13 protein-coding genes are annotated in these 17,541 nt (G+C 59.1%); 10 read left to right on the plus strand and 3 right to left on the minus strand.

What is annotated here, in order from left to right:
* Nucleotides 1–5: 5 nt before the first annotated feature.
* The 3 genes from G0Q00_RS01860 to hflX all read left to right on the plus strand — a co-directional run bounded on the left by G0Q00_RS01860 (nucleotide 6) and on the right by hflX (nucleotide 3,255).
* Entirely contained in the window at nucleotides 6–1,544 is a 1,539-nt protein-coding gene (locus G0Q00_RS01860) for a TrkH family potassium uptake protein (RefSeq protein ID WP_163035842.1), read from the plus strand.
* 167 nt (nucleotides 1,545–1,711) lie between these two features.
* The gene (hfq, locus tag G0Q00_RS01865) at nucleotides 1,712–1,948 is read left to right on the plus strand and encodes an RNA chaperone Hfq (protein WP_133488330.1); all 237 of its coding nucleotides are present in this window, start codon (nucleotides 1,712–1,714) and stop codon (nucleotides 1,946–1,948) included.
* 8 nt (nucleotides 1,949–1,956) lie between these two features.
* Nucleotides 1,957–3,255 carry a GTPase HflX gene (gene hflX / locus G0Q00_RS01870; protein ID WP_163038237.1) on the plus strand — a complete coding sequence of 433 codons (1,299 nt, stop codon included), beginning with the start codon at nucleotides 1,957–1,959 and terminating at the stop codon, nucleotides 3,253–3,255.
* Between the two features lie 289 nt (nucleotides 3,256–3,544).
* Here the strand turns inward: hflX and G0Q00_RS01875 are convergent, their stop codons facing one another.
* Nucleotides 3,545–6,010: a penicillin acylase family protein gene (locus tag G0Q00_RS01875; RefSeq protein ID WP_163035844.1), complete on the minus strand. Its 2,466-nt coding sequence runs from the start codon at nucleotides 6,008–6,010 to the stop codon at nucleotides 3,545–3,547.
* Nucleotides 6,011–6,116: 106 nt separating this feature from the next.
* Between G0Q00_RS01875 and G0Q00_RS01880 the strand changes: the two genes are divergently transcribed.
* A complete protein-coding gene (locus tag G0Q00_RS01880) occupies nucleotides 6,117–6,989 on the plus strand; it encodes an NAD(P)-dependent oxidoreductase (protein ID WP_163035846.1) in 873 nt (290 codons plus the stop codon).
* A gap of 53 nt (nucleotides 6,990–7,042) precedes the next feature.
* Here the strand turns inward: G0Q00_RS01880 and G0Q00_RS01885 are convergent, their stop codons facing one another.
* Together G0Q00_RS01885 and hemB are read right to left on the minus strand one after the other, a co-directional pair.
* Entirely contained in the window at nucleotides 7,043–7,609 is a 567-nt protein-coding gene (locus G0Q00_RS01885; RefSeq protein WP_163035848.1) for a YSC84-related protein, read from the minus strand.
* A 172-nt stretch (nucleotides 7,610–7,781) separates the two neighbouring features.
* Nucleotides 7,782–8,798, minus strand: a complete 1,017-nt coding sequence (hemB, locus tag G0Q00_RS01890) for a porphobilinogen synthase (RefSeq protein ID WP_370458518.1) — start codon at nucleotides 8,796–8,798, stop codon at nucleotides 7,782–7,784.
* A gap of 180 nt (nucleotides 8,799–8,978) precedes the next feature.
* Here hemB and G0Q00_RS01895 point away from each other — a divergent pair, with 180 nt between their 5' ends.
* The 6 genes from G0Q00_RS01895 (at nucleotide 8,979) to lpxA (ending at nucleotide 17,536) form a co-directional block, all read left to right on the plus strand.
* On the plus strand, nucleotides 8,979–9,503 hold the full coding sequence (locus tag G0Q00_RS01895) for a component of SufBCD complex (RefSeq protein ID WP_163035852.1): 525 nt from the start codon (nucleotides 8,979–8,981) through the stop codon (nucleotides 9,501–9,503).
* Nucleotides 9,504–9,556: 53 nt separating this feature from the next.
* Nucleotides 9,557–13,012: a transcription-repair coupling factor gene (gene mfd / locus G0Q00_RS01900; protein ID WP_163035854.1), complete on the plus strand. Its 3,456-nt coding sequence runs from the start codon at nucleotides 9,557–9,559 to the stop codon at nucleotides 13,010–13,012.
* 131 nt (nucleotides 13,013–13,143) lie between these two features.
* Nucleotides 13,144–15,498: an outer membrane protein assembly factor BamA gene (gene bamA / locus G0Q00_RS01905; protein WP_203564881.1), complete on the plus strand. Its 2,355-nt coding sequence runs from the start codon at nucleotides 13,144–13,146 to the stop codon at nucleotides 15,496–15,498.
* A 103-nt stretch (nucleotides 15,499–15,601) separates the two neighbouring features.
* Entirely contained in the window at nucleotides 15,602–16,183 is a 582-nt protein-coding gene (locus G0Q00_RS01910) for an OmpH family outer membrane protein (protein ID WP_163035856.1), read from the plus strand.
* A gap of 88 nt (nucleotides 16,184–16,271) precedes the next feature.
* A complete protein-coding gene (gene fabZ, locus G0Q00_RS01915) occupies nucleotides 16,272–16,736 on the plus strand; it encodes a 3-hydroxyacyl-ACP dehydratase FabZ (protein WP_163035858.1) in 465 nt (154 codons plus the stop codon).
* Nucleotides 16,737–16,738: 2 nt separating this feature from the next.
* A complete protein-coding gene (lpxA, locus tag G0Q00_RS01920; protein WP_163035860.1) occupies nucleotides 16,739–17,536 on the plus strand; it encodes an acyl-ACP--UDP-N-acetylglucosamine O-acyltransferase in 798 nt (265 codons plus the stop codon).
* Nucleotides 17,537–17,541: the final 5 nt, after the last annotated feature.

Genomic DNA, 17,541 nt, shown 5'->3' on the forward strand with positions numbered 1-17,541 from the left:
CGCCCATGCTGACCCAGATCACCAAATTGCCGCTGCTTGTAATCCTGATGGGGATCAGCGTTATGGCAATGCTGCTGCCTGCAGGTTTTGCGTGGACAGTCGAGGAATACTATCAGGGTCGCGTGTTCCTGTATGGTGCGTTTCTTTTCGGATTTCTGACTTTCTTTCTTGCCATCGCGATGGCGGATCGACCCAGATCAACGCGGCATCGCCGACACCTGATGGCTCTTTTGGGCCTTTTTGTTCTGTTGCCAATTATGCTGGCCGTCCCGTTTCATCAGGCACTGCGTACCACCACTTTTCTGAATGCCTATGTGGAAATGGTATCGGCGCTGACGACCACGGGTTTGACGCTGTTTCCAGATCCCGACCGGCTTCCAAAGTCGCTGCATCTGTGGCGGGCCATGGTGGGCTGGATGGGCGGTTTTTTCATTTGGGTAAGCGCCATTGCCATTCTTGCTCCGATGGCGCTTGGTGGGTTCGAGGTGCGCACCCGGTTTGGCGCCCGCGGCTCGGCCCTTGATACACGGCTTGGGGCAGGGCACAGCCAGATCACGCGCATCGCCGATTTCTCGGATCGGATCAGGACGTATGGCGTGCGATTGCTTCCGATTTATGCCGGGCTAACCGCTGCCTTGTGGATTGGTCTAGTCGTTGCTGGGGAAACGCCTTTTGTCGGGCTGTGCCATGCCATGTCCACGATTGCGACCAGCGGGATATCCCCTGTTGGCGGACTTTCTGGAGGGGTGTCCGGTTTCGGTGGTGAGGTCATGATCGCCGCCTTCCTGATCTTCGCGATTTCGCGCCAGACCTTCGCCAGCGATATGCAACACAGTGACGTTCCATCGCTTTGGCGTGACCCGGAAATTCGTTTGGCCTTTGTGATCGTAGCCTCGCTGACCGGGTTTCTGTTCCTGCGCCATTGGATCGGGGCTTATGAGGTTGATGAGGCATTGACCCTGACGGCAGGTCTGACGGCACTTTGGGGGTCTCTGTTCACCGTACTCTCGTTCCTAACCACCGCAGGGTTTGAAAGCCAGGCATGGGAGGCCAGCACCAACTGGTCGGGACTTGAGACGCCAGGTCTTCTATTGATGGGGTTGGCGCTGATCGGCGGGGGTGTGGCCACGACGGCTGGTGGGGCCAAGCTGATGCGGGTCTATGCACTTTACCTGCATGGATTGCGCGAGATGGAGAAACTGGTCCACCCAAGTTCGGTTGGCGGATCAGGTACTGAGGCGCGACATCTGCGCGGGCGTGGTGCCTACATGGCATGGGTGTTCTTCATGCTGATGGCCCTGTCTGTCGCTGTGATCATGGCGTTATTTGCCCTGACGGGGCAGGACTTTGAAAGCGCGACAATTCTGACCATCGCGACGCTGACTACCACCGGTCCCGTGGTCGAGATTGCCTCGGTTGACCCGTTGTCGATCGTAGACCTGAGCGACGCCGCAAAGCTGGTGTTGACGTTCGCTATGATCCTGGGACGACTGGAAACACTCGCGATCATTGCCTTGCTCAGCCCGGATATCTGGCGCCGATAACGGACGGCGTGATCGGCCGGATCAGGGTCGTCTGTTGTTTACATGCCATACCCTGATTGAGGCCACGTAAATTGGGGGTGGAAACCGCCAAAAGAGCAAGCCATAGTGACAATCAGGTGAAATTCCTGCCGTTTTCCGGCAGCACGAAACAAAAAAGGCAATAAAAAATGGCTGCCGATAAGCAAAACCTGCAAGATGCATTCCTGAATCATGTGCGTAAGTCGAAAGTTCCGGTGACGATCTTTCTGATCAACGGCGTAAAACTTCAGGGCGTCATTTCCTGGTTCGACAATTTCTGCGTCCTTCTGCGTCGCGATGGCCAGTCGCAGCTGGTGTATAAACACGCGATTTCGACCATCATGCCGGGCCAACCGATCAATCTTTATGACGGCGAAGAAAGCTGACAGACCTCATTGAACAAGAGGAGAAGGCCACCCGTGCTTGGGTCCTTCACCCCGAACTGACCTCAGACCCCAATCGCCGGACCGCTGGTCCCGCGTTGGAAGAAGCCGTTTCACTGGCGGCGGCCCTCCCTCATCTCGAGGTTGCAGGGTCCGAAATCGTGCGTCTGCGCGACCCGCATCCCGGCAAATTGTTTTCCAAGGGCAAGCTTGACGATCTCAGCCAGCGCCTGAAAGTGGCCGAGGTCGATTTGGTACTGATCGACGGCCCTGTCAGCCCGGTTCAGCAGCGCAATCTGGAAAAGGAATGGAACGTCAAGATCCTTGATCGGACGGGCCTGATCCTCGAGATCTTCTCGGATCGTGCGCGCACCCGCGAAGGCGTGTTGCAGGTCGAGATGGCCGCGCTGTCCTATCAGCGCACGCGCCTTGTTCGGGCATGGACCCACCTTGAACGCCAGCGTGGTGGGCTTGGCTTTGTAGGCGGCCCCGGTGAAACCCAGATCGAGGCCGACCGCCGCGCCATTGACGACCACATGAACCGCCTGCGCAAGCAGTTGGAAAAGGTCGTAAAAACCCGCGAGTTGCACCGCGCCGCTCGTGCCAAGGTGCCGTTCCCGATTGTCGCGTTGGTGGGCTATACCAACGCCGGCAAATCGACGCTGTTCAACCGCATGACCGGGGCGAAGGTGCTGGCGAAAGACATGCTCTTTGCCACGCTGGATCCGACCATGCGCCAGATCGAGCTGCCGGCCTTGGGCAAGACGCCGGGGCAGGGTGGTGGCCGCAAGGTGATCCTGTCGGACACGGTGGGCTTCATCTCGGACCTGCCAACGCAGCTTGTTGCTGCCTTCCGCGCCACTTTGGAAGAAGTCTTGGCCGCTGATCTGATCCTGCATGTGCGCGACATCAGCCACGAAGGCACGGATGAACAGGCGCAGGATGTGGCCACCATCATGGCCGAGCTTGGCGTCAACGAAGAGACACCGCAGCTTGAGGTCTGGAATAAGCTGGACCTGCTGGACGAGGAAGAGGCCGACGCCCGCCGTCGCGAGGCGGCCCGTCACGATGATATTCTGACCCTGTCCGCGATTACCGGCGAAGGATTCGACGATCTAGTTGCCGCTATCGACCGCGCCTTGGATGAGCCGCGAAAGACCGTCACGCTGGACCTTGCGTTCTCGGATGGGCGCAGGCGGGCGTGGCTGTTTGAGAAGGGCATCGTGGAAGATGAAGAGCCGGGCGAGACCGGCTGGAAGATCACCGTGACCTGGACCGACCGGCAAGCCGCGGAATATGCTGCACTGTAACCCCGCTTTGCACCGCTGAGATATTCGAAGGCCACCCCGAGGGATGGCCTTCTGGCCGCGAGTGGCCAATCATCGTCCAGTTGTGGGGACGCGCTAGATGGCGTTTCGGACGACAATCTGCTGAAGCGGGGTATGAACACGCTCCCAACCTGCGGGAAACGGTTTAAGGGATGACGGTATTCAAGATCCGCCCAGATGTCTCAGGTAAGTTGATGTAACGAAAACTGAGCCCCTGAAATAAGGGGAAAAGCGGGCTGGATGTCACCCCGACGCACTGAATCTGCTGCGATTAAGGACGCGGAACCAAACGTGTGACGCCGACGGCCGCGGCGCGGGCCAGATCGCGATCAAGCGACATTGGTGTAAATTCGCCCCGCCGCCACAGTTCTCCCAAATCGTCATAGTGACGTGAAAGAGGGTGGCCGGATTGCCCGGTCGAGGTCACAAAGAGCGAACTGTCGGGGTCCGAGAAGTCATAGACGCCGCGATAAGCTGCGCCATGGACGTTCTGGAAGGGATTCTTACCTGTCCCGGAAGTCAGCCCACGCAAGAGTGTGTTATCCCCGCCCGAGGTCGACTGGCGGATGTTCACGAACCACTTCAGGAAGGGCACATCGCCCAGCACCGCGTGTTTGTGCACGGCTTGGTGATAGTCACCCCAGCGTAGACTTTCTTGTTTGCCGCCTGCATTTTCTGACAGCCACAACAGCGCGTCGTCCAGCGCGACACGGGCCATGTCGGTGCAGGTCTCGGTCGCAGCGGACTGGATCACGTCACACCAGACCGAGGCGCCGTCGATGTCGCGATAGACTTGCTCCATAAAGACCGGATCAACATGGGTGAAGGCCGTGGACAGGGGGCCAAGTTCATCCCGGATCAGCCGGTTCTGAAGGGCGCGCATCCACGTGGAATAGATCAGCGGCTCGGGCATGTGCTCGCTCATCTCGCCATTCCAATTGGCGAGCAGGCCTAGCGCATCCTGACGGTCGCGTTCAGGCGTGCCAACGGGGGCGGCTTCTCCGGTGAACCACAGGTCTGCGGCGACCAAGGGCAGCAACGTTCGTGCGGTGACCGAGACACTGTCCAGCTGCGCTTCGATAAAGCTGTCGCGCGTATGCACCTCGCGCGCCTGCATCAGGCGCTGCCAGCGTTGAATGCGCTGGCTATCGCCCCAGTTGAAGCTCATATGCGCCGGGAAGGGGCGGTCGATGATCTTGTTGTTGGTGTTGCCAAGGATCCCGCCCGAGGGCTGCACGAATTCCGGATTGGCGCTGTAGCTGAACGGGACGCCCCACTGGTTATCCTTGATCCAACCCGGGCTGGGAATGCGGCCCTGCGTCTGATGGCGCGGGCTACGGCCCGGCATTTGACCAATCACCTTCATGGCGATCGTATCCGTGTCTGCCATGGTCAGGGTCATGCTGGGGGCGACGAAATCCGAAGCGGCGGCGATCCCATCCATAACGGTTTTCGCACGCATCAAGCCGATCCCGGCGCTCATCGAGCGGTCCTTTTCGGTTAATAGCGTCCAGGACAGGGACATCGCGTGGCCCACGGGCGTGATCAGACCCAGATCATACATCTCGGACGGCAGGATTGGACCGTTGTCGGTCCATTGCAGCGTAACAGTGACTGGTGCCTCATCCTTGATCCGCACGATGGTTCCGCGCGTTTTGACAGGGGCATAGCCGTCGGGGGTCAGAACCTCGTCCGGGTTATCCGGGTTCAGCTTCTCAAGGTACAAGTCCTGATCATCGAGGTAGGACGAGGTGATGCCAAAGCCAAACCCGTCGGTCCGCCCGGCCATGATCAGGGGCATACCGGGAATAGATCCGCCAATCACGCCACCGGTGCTGAGCTCTAGCCTTGCCAGATACCAGATCGACGGGGCCGAGAATCCAAGATGCGGGTCATTGGCCAGCAGCGTACCGCCCGCGGCAGAGCGGGTCGGGGCAGCCGCCCATCCGTTCGATGCGCCTGCAAAGCCGCGTTTCGGGCTGGGCCAGAGGTCTGGACGGTCTTGTGCGTCGAAGGCCGCAAAACGCGGAACGTCCCCGTCAAACAGTGTTGCGTATTCCGGCAGTGCGGCGACGCCGGTGCCGGGCATGTCGGGCAGGATCTCGCGCACGCGGTCCTCGGGCAGGGCAAGCGAAACACGGGCGCGCAGGACTTCCTCTTCCAATTGACCTGCCAGTTGCACGCCCATCAGCTTCAGGATGGCGAGGCTATCCACCGGCTGCCATGGCGAGATTTCGCTCGAAAACAGGAAGAATTCAGGTGCGCCACGGCCCAGAGCCTCGGAATTCACCCGCGCCAGATAGGCATTCACGCCCGACGCATAGGCCGAGAGCGCTGCCTTGGTGTCGTCATCCTGATACTGTAGGGATCCACGTGCGAGAGTATAAAGATCAAGACGCCGCATCAGTTCATCGGTCTTCAAGGTGCGCGGGCCGAACATCTCGGACAGACGGCCCTGAACGGTGCGACGCATCATCATCATCTGCCACAGCCGGTCCTGAGCATGGACATAACCAAGGCCGAAGAACACATCATTGTCATTCTGGCCCAGAACATGCGGGATGTTGGCGTTGTTGCGGATGATCTCGACCGGGGCGGTGATGCCGGGCGTTTCGCGGGTCACATCATAGTCAGGCAGGGACTGTGAAGCCAGATAATAGACCAGCCCCATAATCGCGACGGCCAATCCTACCAAAGCAGCGGTGCCGCGGATCATCCACAGTATGATTTTGCCCATATGCAAACCTAATTTCTGGACCGTGCGCCTGAAACGCAGGTTGAACTTGCCCTCGTGAGCGGTAACTACTGTGAACTGAATGGGAATTCAACGAAAGGGTCTTGGTATGGCAAAATGTGCGTTTTTAGGCTTGGGCGTGATGGGCTATCCGATGGCCGGTCACTTGGTTGCGCAGGGTCACGAAGTGACAGTTTTCAACCGCACAACGGCCAAGGCCGAGGCGTGGGCGAAGGAACATGGTGGCAAATGGGCCTCGACCCCGCGCGAGGCGGCGATGGGCGCGGATTTTGTCATGGCCTGCGTGGGCAATGATGACGATTTGCGCTCGGTGGTGCTGGGGGATCAGGGCGCTTTGGCCGGCATGGTAGACGGTGCAATCTTCGTGGATCACACCACGGTGTCCGCAGCCGTGACACGTGAACTCTATGCGGAAGCCAAAGCCGCAGGCGTGTCCTTCGTGGATGCGCCTGTATCTGGCGGTCAGGCCGGGGCCGAGAATGGCGTGTTGTCCGTTATGTGCGGTGGTGATCAGGCTGCCTATGACGCGGCCGAGCCAATCATGCAGGCCTACGGCCGTACGGTAAAACGTCTGGGCGAGAGCGGCGCGGGGCAGCTGACCAAGATGGTCAACCAGATCTGTATTGCCGGGCTGGTTCAAGGCCTGTCTGAAGGGCTGCACTTTGCCGAGAAAGCCGGTCTGGACCTGCGCGAGGTTGTCGACGTGATTCAGGGCGGCGCCGCGGGCAGCTGGCAGATGGTGAACCGGCACGCGACCATGGCGGATGACCACTTTGACCACGGGTTTGCAGTGGATTGGATGCGCAAGGATCTGGGGATCTGCCTGAACACGGCCAATGAGAACGGCGCCAGTCTGCCGGTTACGGCGCTGGTCGATCAGTTCTATAAAGACGTGCAGAAGCTGGGCGGCGGGCGCTGGGACACCTCGAGCCTTATTAAGCGGCTGCGTGCTTTGGATTAAACGAAAAGGGCGGCCCAAGGGCCGCCCATTGAATGTTCGGAGTGTGTGCCGGTTCAGGGGATGATCCGGGTATATTTTGCGCCTTCGATCGTGGCACCTGCGATCAGGCCGGTCTGGCCAAACACAACAGCCACAACTGGCGAGGACGAGGTGATCGTATCAGCCGTCAGGCGATCACCTTCGTTCTGAAACGCGTATTTGATGTCCGCCGAGGCGACCCATCCCGCGTCAGCCCGGAAACTCTGCAGCGCTTCATCGGTCATGAAGAACAGGACATGGGCGTATTGTTGCGCACCAATCTGAAGGCCTGCGCTGGCTTGCGTCAGCGAATAGTAGTCCACCGTGACGTCGTTGATACGCAACGCGCCACGCCCATAAGCGCCACCCAGACCAAAGCCGGCCTCGGTCACCAGTGGCATGACCAGTTGGCCAGACGATTTCGCGGCCAATTCACGCGTGTCGGGATAGCGATTGTACAGATAGCTCAGCGTACTGTCGGCACGCGCGTCGATCCGCCCTCCGCCGTTGGACCCAATGCTGTTGTCACACGCCGCAAGCGCCATGCTTGCGCCGCCAACGACGGCCAGAAATCCACGACGAGAAAATTTCGATTTTTGCATGTCTTTGCCTTTATGCCTCATGCTGGGTCGCCATACCGCCGAGGCATGTGATCGACCGGGTTGCTCGAACGCGGATCTGTGTCCGCTTTGGCACAAAATATAGCGGATCACGCGCGGGCTGTCACCTAGAAGTAAGGCGTGCTGCGGAAAATCGCCTGTGAAGAGCGTCAGGTCAGCCGTCGGCCAGAAGGCGTGCCATGCGGGGCGCAAAGTAGGTCAGGATGCCATCACAGCCCGCGCGTTTGAACGCCATCAGGCTTTCGGCCATCACTTTGTCGCCGTCCAGCCAGCCGTTCTGCGATGCCGCCATCAACATCGCGTACTCGCCCGAGACCTGATAAGCGAAGGTTGGCACGCCAAAGCTGTCTTTCACGCGGCGGCAGATGTCCAGATAGGGCATGCCGGGCTTGACCATGATCATGTCCGCGCCCTCTTGCAGGTCGCGTTCGACCAGACGCATCGCCTCGTCACTGTTGGCGGGGTCCATCTGATAGGTCTTCTTGTCGCCCTTCAGCGCGCCCGAGGCCCCGACCGCGTCGCGGAATGGGCCATAAAAGGCACTCGCATATTTCGCGGTGTAGCTCATGATGGTCAGGTTGTGATATCCGGCGGCCTCGATCGCGCTGCGGATTGCGCCAATCCGCCCGTCCATCATGTCTGACGGACCAAGAATGTCGGCGCCTGCCTCGGCTTGCCCCAGAGCCATCTTGACCAGCGCCTCGACCGTTTCGTCATTCACGATCTCACCACCCCGAACGATCCCGTCATGGCCATTGGCGTTATAGGGATCCAGCGCGATGTCGGTCATCACGGCGATCTCGGGCACCGCGGCCTTGATGGCGCGAATGGCGCGGTTCGACAAGTTGTCGGGGTTCCAGGCTTCCTCGCACGCCTCGGTCTTCAGCGCGGGGTTCGTATAAGGGAAGATGCAAATCGCCGGAATACCCAGCGCATGCGCCTCGCGCGCGGCCTCTACCACCAAATCCACCGATTTCCGCGTCACACCGGGCATCGAGGGGATTTCTTGTTCCACATTTTCACCTTCAACCACAAAGACCGGCCAGATCAGATCCGCCGCCGTCAGTGTGTTCTCTCGCACCAGATCGCGCAACGCCCCGGACGACCGTGTGCGGCGCAGGCGCGTGGCGGGGAAGGGGGCGACTGTATTGGGCTGAGGAATGCGGCTCACAAGGCTCTCCTTGGCTGGGCGTGGCCGTGTCAGGGCCATAAAAGTGATCTGAAACTTCCTGCCACGGGTCCGACAAGTTCACAAGTCCGCAATTTTCCGTATTCCGGGCTGTTCCCGCTGGCACAGGCCTTGCCCCGACGCTAGGGTGAAGCGCAAAGGACCACCAACAGGGGACCATGTTTGGATCTTTACGCCACCCTTTTCGAAATCATTGATATGCGGTCCTTTTCCAACCTGTGGTACTGGATCGGGCTGGCTGTGGCGTGGTCGATGGCCAGCTATTGGGTGATGGGCGTGCCCTATGACATGATCCAGCGTGCCGGCCGCATCGAAGGCGCGGCGCAAGAGGATCTGGAAACCATCGTGCGGGTGAACTGCAATCGCATTACATCTCTGTCCGAGCAATCGGGGATGTCCGTGATCGCGGTTGCCTCGGCCATGTTGTCATCTCTGGTTATTCTAGGGTTCTGGTACGGCGTGGAGTTTGCCCAAGCTGTATTCCTGTTAATGTTTCCGATGGTGTTCGTCGGGCTATTGTCCGCGCGAACGGCCATCACAATCCAAAGCCAAGCGCTTGAGGGCGAAGACTTGCGCCGTTATCTGCTGCGACATCGCCTGATGGTGCAATTGATTGGAATGGTGGCAATCCTGATCACCGCGCTTTGGGGCATGTATCACAACCTTGCCTATGGTGTGCTGAGGTAATCCTGACCGATCCGGCCCTTGCGTGGCCCCAACTGCACGGATACATCCGCCGCATGGACAAGCTTCTTCTTTCTGGCGCCCCCGAGGGCTTTGACGCGACCCTTCTGGTGAAGGAGCTCGACCGGTCGGGCGGCCCCCTTGTGCACGTCGCGCGCGATGAAAAACGGCTGGCGGCGATGCAGGCTGCACTTGGCTTTTTTGCGCCGGACGTGACCTGTGTGACGTTCCCCGGCTGGGATTGTCTGCCCTTTGATCGGGTGTCGCCCAATGCGGACGTGTCCGCCGCGCGGATGGCGACGCTGGCAGGGCTGGCGACAGGCCAGATCAAGGGGCGGTTTGTCCTTCTGACCACACTGAACTCCGTCACACAGCGTTTGCCGGCACGCGCCACACTGGCCGAAGCCAGCTTCATGGCGCAGGTGGATCAACTGCTGGATGTGGATGCGCTGCGCGCGTTTCTGGTGCGCATGGGCTTTTCGCAATCCCCAACGGTGATGGAACCGGGGGATTTCGCCGTGCGCGGCGGGATTATCGATATCTTCCCACCGGGCGAGAGCGGCCCGGTACGTCTGGACCTGTTCGGAGACGTTCTGGACGGTGTTCGCCGCTTTGATCCGGCCACCCAACGCACAACCGAAAGCCTGAAGGGGATCGAGCTTGCCCCGGTCTCGGAAGTCATTCTGGATGAGGCCGCAATCACGCGGTTCCGGCAGAATTATCGGATCGAGTTCGGCGCTGCAGGATCTGACGATCCGCTTTACGAGGCCGTGTCCGCTGGGCGCAAGCATCAGGGGATCGAGCATTGGTTACCGTTTTTCCACGAAGAACTGGAAACGCTGTTTGACTATCTGCCTGACGCGTCCGTGATGCTGGATGATGGCCTGGATCCCGCGCGCCTTGCGCGGTGGGAAGCGATCACAGACCAGTACGAAACCCGCAAGATCGCGATCAACGCGAAGAACCGGATGGACAGCGTCTATAAGCCCTGTCCACCGGATCTGATGTATTTGGATGATCCGGCATGGGCGACTGCGCTGGACGGGCGACGCGTGGTGCAACTGTCCGCATTGCCTCAGCCTACGGGCGCGGGAGTTGTCGATGGCGGCGGACGGATTGGGCGCAATTTCTCGCCCGAGCGACAGCAAGAGAATGTAAACCTTTTCAAATCTCTGGCGGATCATATTGACGCAAAGAGTGAAGCCCCTGTCATCGTCGCTTCCTATTCCGAGGGCGCGCGGGAGCGTTTGCAAGGATTGCTGGCCGATGAGGGCGTGATTACAAGCAGTGTGATCACAAATTACCGTGACGTGCCAGACAAGCCGGGTGGCGTCTATCTGGCCGTCTGGGCGCTGGAACATGGGTTCGAGGGACCGGGATTGACGGTGATCTCGGAACAGGACGTGCTGGGCGACCGCTTGATCCGTGCCCCCAAGCGCAAACGCCGAGCCGAGAACTTCCTGACTGAAGCGCAAAGCCTCTCGCCCGGTGATCTGATCGTTCACGTAGACCACGGGGTCGGCAAATATAATGGGCTGGAAACCGTCACCGCGATGGGCGCGCCGCATGAATGCCTCGCGCTGGAATATGCGGGCGGGGATCGCCTGTTCGTACCCGTTGAAAACATCGAACTTCTGTCAAAATTCGGTCAGGACACCGGGCTTCTGGACAAGCTGGGCGGCGGCGCGTGGCAAGCCAAGAAAGCCAAGCTGAAGGAACGCATCCGCGAGATCGCGGACAAGCTGATCCGGCTGGCCGCAGAACGCGAGCTGCGCAAGGCGCCAACGCTGGAAGCCCCGCATCACGCGTGGGAAGAGTTCTCGGCGCGCTTCCCTTATCAGGAAACGGACGATCAGCTGTCGGCCATTGAAGATGTGATCGAAGATCTGGCCTCGGGTCGCCCGATGGATCGTCTGGTCTGTGGAGATGTGGGCTTTGGCAAGACCGAGGTGGCGATGCGGGCGGCATTCGTGGCTGCCATGTCCGGCCAACAGGTTGCCGTGATCGCACCCACCACGTTGCTGGCGCGTCAGCATTACAAAAGCTTCTCGGGACGGTTCCGAGGCTTCCCGATCAATGTCGGGCAACTGTCGCGTTTCGTTGGTCAGGCCGAGGCCAAACGAACCCGCGAGGGCATGTCGCGCGGCACGATGGACATTGTCGTCGGCACCCACGCATTGCTGGCCAAAGACGTGCGGTTTGAAAACCTTGGGCTGTTGATCGTCGACGAAGAACAGCGCTTTGGGGTGAGCCACAAGGAACGGCTGAAGGAACTCCGCTCGGACGTGCATGTGCTGACGCTCTCTGCCACGCCGATCCCGCGTACGCTGCAAATGTCGCTGTCAGGAGTGCGCGACCTGTCGATCATTGGCACGCCGCCCGTCGACCGCTTGTCGATCCGCACCTATGTGTCCGAGTTCGACGGCGTCACCATCCGCGAGGCGCTGTTGCGCGAGCATTATCGTGGTGGACAAAGCTTTTATGTGGTGCCGCGTGTGAAGGATATCCCGGATATCGAGGCTTTCCTGAAAGACCACGTACCGGAAGTCACCTTCGTCACCGCCCACGGCCAGATGGCCGCGGGCGAGCTGGATGACCGTATGAACGCCTTTTATGACGGCAAGTATGACGTGTTGTTGGCGACTACTATTGTCGAAAGCGGGATCGACATTCCGACCGCGAACACGATGGTCGTGCACCGCGCCGATATGTTCGGGCTGGCTCAGCTCTACCAGATCCGGGGCAGAGTGGGTCGCTCGAAAACCCGTGCCTATGCCTATCTGACGACCAAACCGCGCGTGCCATTGACGCAGACCGCGCAGAAGCGTCTGCGCGTGCTGGGGTCGCTCGACACGCTGGGGGCTGGATTTACACTGGCCTCGCAGGACTTGGACATTCGTGGCGCGGGCAATCTGGTGGGCGAAGAGCAATCCGGCCAGATGCGCGAGGTGGGCTATGAGCTTTACCAGCAGATGCTGGAAGAGGCGATTGCCAAAATTAAGTCCGGTCAGTTGGAGGGCCTATCGGATGCGGACAGCAGCTGGGCACCGCAGATCAACCTTGGCGTTCCTGTATTGATCCCAGATACTTACGTTCCAGATCTTGATGTCCGTCTGGGCCTTTATCGCCGCCTGTCGTCGCTGTCCAAGAAGGTCGAGCTAGAAGGCTTCGCCGCCGAACTGATCGACCGTTTCGGTCCGCTTCCGAAAGAGGTGAACACCCTGATGCTGATCGTCCGGATCAAGGGCATGTGTAAACGGGCTGGCATTGCCAAGTTGGATGGCGGACCGAAAGGGGCCACGATCCAGTTCCATAACGACAAGTTCGCTTCGCCTGTTGGATTGGTCGAGTTCATTCAGGCGCAAAATGGTCTGGCAAAGGTGCGTGACAACAAGATTGTCGTGCGGCGCGACTGGCGTAAAACGTCCGACAAAATTAGAGGCGCCTTTGCCATTGCGCAGGATCTGGCAATGAAGCTGAAAGAGGCCAAGGCGCAAGAAAAGAAAGCGTGATTGGCGCAGGATTTGCACCCCAAGGCAGCCAGATGTGCAACACCTCGCAAACACCGTGTTTCGCGCTTTGACAAGGCGGTATTGACCCCTTATCCACGTGGGCACTGGGATGTCTAAAGAAAGATAGAAATATGGCATTTTTTGAGGGGTCTGGCAGCGCAGCCGGGACATCGGCATTTAAAGCGCTGAGAGGACTGGCCAGCAGCAGTGGATTGGCTATTTTGCTAGCAATTTCAGGGGGGGCTGCCACCCTTCCGATGCCAGCTCAGGCGCAGACATATTCGTTTAACAAGGTCGAGATCGAAGGCACGCAGCGAATTGAGGCTGCAACCATCCTGTCCTACCTGGGAATCGCTCAGGGCGAAACGGTCAGCGCCGCACAGCTAAATGATGGCTATCAGCGCCTCGTCGCGTCCGGTCTGTTCGAAGACGTCAAAGTCATCCCACGCGGCAATGTTCTGGTCGTGCAGGTTCGCGAATACCCAACCATCAACGTTGTTTCGGTTGAGGGCAACCGGAAGGTCAAAGATGAGGTCTTTGAGGACCTGCTGAAGTCGCAGCCGCGCCAGGTATTCAGCCCGGCAACGGCCGAGCAAGACGTCCAGACCATCGTTGAAGTCTACCAAACGCAAGGCCGCCTGGCTGCTCAAGTCACGCCCAAGATTATCCGCCGCGCCAACAACCGCGTGGACTTGGTGTTCGAAGTTGTCGAAGGCAAAAACACCGAAGTCGAGCGCTTGTCTTTCGTCGGCAACCGCAAGTTCTCGGATGCGCGACTGCGCCGTGTTCTGGAAACCAAGCAGGCCGGCATTCTGCGCGCGCTGATCCAGCGCGATTCCTATGTTCCAGAGCGGATCGAGTTTGATAAGCAGGTCTTGAAGGATTTCTATCAATCGCGCGGTTACGTGGACTTCAAGACCACGGGCGTCACCAGCGAGTTTTCGCGCGAACGCGACGCGTTCTTCATTACGTTCCAGGTTCAAGAAGGTCTGCAGTTCCGCTTTGGCGACATCACGATCCTGTCCGAAGTGGATGGCGTTGATGCAGAAGAGTTCCAAGCGGCACAGAGCATCAAATCCGGCAACGTGTTCAGCCCTGCTCAACTGGACAATGCAATTGCCCGGTTGGAGCGTTTGGCCATTCAAAAAGGCCTGGATTTCATTCGCGTCGACCCGCGTGTCACCCGTGACGAGCGCAATCAGATTTTGGACATCGAGCTGGTTCTGACCCGCGGGCCGCGGATCATTGTCGAGCGCATCGATATCGAAGGCAACGCGACCACGCTGGACCGCGTCATTCGCGATCAATTCCGTGTGGTTGAGGGCGATCCCTTCAACCCGCGCGAAATCCGTGAAGCCTCTGAACGGGTGCGCGCCCTAGGCTTCTTTGCTGATACGAAGGTCGAGCCCCGTCAGGGTTCGGCACCAGATCAGGTCGTGATTGACGTTGATGTCGAGGAAGCGCCGACCGGCTCGCTCAGCCTTGGGGGTGTCTATAGCCTTGAGAAAGGGTTCGGTCTGAACATTGCTTTCAGTGAACGCAATTTCTTGGGTCGCGGCCAGTTCATTTCGGCGAGCTTCCAGAACACGGATGATACCGCCGACTTCTCGTTCAAATTCGCCGAGCCCGCTTTCTTGGGCCGCGATCTGGAATTTGCAATCGAGACCTATTACCAGTCGACCGATCAGGCATCGTCCTTCTACAATACCCGCTCACTGGCATTCCGTCCGTCGATCGCGTTCCCGATCAACGAGTATTCGCGCCTTGGCCTGCGGGTCTACGCCGATGGGACCGAGATCACTGATGTCAGCGCTGACAGCTCGGATCTGTTGAAAGCGGATGAAGCTCGCGGTCGCCAGATTGGTGGCGGTGTTGGTTTCTCGTACAGCTATGACACGCGTCGGACCGGATTGGACCCGAAGCGCGGTTATCTGTTCCAACTGGACGGTGACATTGGTGGCGTGGGTGCGGACTATCAATATGCACGTGCGACGGCTTTGGCGCAGGCGCTTACCCGCGTCTGGAATGATCAGGTCACGCTGTCGGCAACTGTCGAAGGTGGTTTCCTGACCAGCTTGAATGACGCAAACTCGCGCGTGACCGACCGCTTCCGCTTGGGCCCGTCCAAGCTGCGTGGCTTCGCGACCAATGGCGTAGGGCCTTACGACCAGACAGCGCCGAACCTTGACACGCTGGGGGGCAACATGTTTGCCGTCGCCCGTCTTGAGGCACAGTTCCCGCTGGGTCTGCCGGAAGAATACGGCATCACAGGCGGTCTGTTCGTCGACGCCGGTTCGCTGTGGGGGCTGGATGATACACTTGGCGGGACCATCGATGACAGCGCGCATCTGCGGTCGTCCATCGGCGCATCGATCTTCTGGGATACTCCGATTGGTCCACTGCGCTTCAACTACTCCAAGGTTCTGGCCAAGGAAAGCTATGACGAAGAAAACAACTTCGAGCTCACAATCTCGGCTCAGTTCTGATCAAGAAGTGCCTCGGGTGAACCGGGGCACTTTTTTTCGGCATGTGGCCTGCATTGCGGCACTCTCAGCGGTGATGTTTGGCGTGTCCTTGCCGAGGGCGGCCGTGGCGCAACAGCAAGCAGTTCAATCCGTTTCGCAAATTGTCACGATTGATCGCCAACGGCTGTTTTCGGACACCGCCTATGGGCAGCGTGTTCTTGCAACGGTCGAGGTCGAGCGGGCGCGTTTGGCGCAAGAGACCCGAGAAGCAGAAGCCGATCTGGCCAAGGAAGAAAAACAGCTGACCGAGCAGCGAAGCTCTCTGGATCCCACCTCGTTTCGCGTTCTGGCTGACGCTTTTGACCAGAAAGTCAACGAGTTGCGCGCCGAAGGTCAGCAGCGCGAACAAGAATTCGTGCGCGTACTTGAGCGCGAGCAATCAGCGTTTTTCGAACGCATTGGTCCGATTTTGGGCCGCTTGGTGCGCGAAGTGGGCGCCGTTGTGATCATTGATCGACGCGCGATTTTGTTGGCGACACAGAACATTGACATCACGGATGCCGCCATTCGCCGGATCGACCAGGAACTTGGGGATGGTGTTGCCAGCCCAGCCCCGCCCTCAGATGCGCCGTCCGAGGATGAAACGCCTGAAAAGCCAAGTGAAACACCAGACAGCACCACGTCCGGGGATGCCAGCGACAACTGAATCGGATTGTTTCGCCCTGACAGGGCTGATAATCAATGATGTCAGACAATTGGCGTGAAAAGCGCCGGGACAGAAGGAAAACACACTTATGGTCGACGTGCCCAGCACAGCTGATATTCAGCTTATTCAGGAATGTATCCCTCACCGCTATCCTTTCCTTCTGGTGGATAAGGTCGAAGACATCCGCGCCGGTGAATTTGCCCGTGGCATCAAGATGGTCACGATGAACGAGCCGCATTTCCAAGGCCATTTCCCAGGCCTTCCGATCATGCCGGGCGTGACGATCATCGAAGCGATGGCACAGACCTCGGCGGTGATGGTGTCGCTTTCGCTGGATCTGGTTGGGTCGGGTGCCGTGGTTTATTTCATGGGCATCGATACTGCGAAGTTCCGCCGCAAAGTGGTGCCGGGCGATCGGCTCGAACTGGAAGTCACCACCGTACGTGGCGGCGCAAAGGTCTGGAAATTCGATGGTGTGGCCAAGGTTGACGGAGAGGTCGCCTGCACTGCCACCTTCATGGCGATGATCGACGTCACTGCTGGAAAGGGCTGAACATGGGGATTGATCCCTCGGCCAAGGTCCATGCCAGCGCCATCATCGACGATGGTGCTGTTATTGGCGCGGACTGCCAGATTGGCCCTTTCTGCACAGTTGGCCGGCAGGTCAAGCTGGGTAAAGGTGTCGAGCTGAAGTCGCATGTCGTCGTCACTGGCGACACCGAGATTGGCGATGAAACCGTGGTGTTCCCGTTCTCAGTCATCGGTGAAATTCCGCAAGATCTGAAGTTTGCGGGTGAAAACACCAAGCTGATCATCGGCAAGCGCAATCGCATTCGCGAGCATGTGACCATGAACACCGGCACCGCCGGCGGTGGATACATCACCCGCGTGGGCGATGATGGGCTGTTTATGGCAGGGTGCCACGTGGCGCATGACGCCCAGATTGGCAACAAGGTGATCTTGGTGAACAACGTGGCCGTTGCCGGGCATGTGGTGATCGAAGATGACGTGATCGTTGGCGGCTTGTCTGGTCTGCATCAATGGGTGCGCATTGGACGTGGAGCGATTATCGGCGCCTTGTCCATGGTTACCGCCGACGTGCTGCCGCATGCTCTGGTGCAAGGACCGCGCGGCGAGTTGGACGGTCTGAACCTTGTTGGCTTGAAGCGCCGTGGCGTTGATCGCGCGGACATCACCGCCTTGCGCGCGGCTTTCCTGATGCTGAAACAGGGCGAAGGCTCGTTTCAGGAACGGGCTGCGCGTCTTGGGGAAGAAAGCGACAGCGATTATGTGCGCGAAATGGTCGAGTTCATCACGGGCGACAGCGACCGTGGTTTCCTGACGCCGAAGTAAGCGCA

This window comes from Aliiroseovarius sp. PrR006, assembly GCF_010500215.1.
GTDB lineage: Bacteria > Pseudomonadota > Alphaproteobacteria > Rhodobacterales > Rhodobacteraceae > Aliiroseovarius.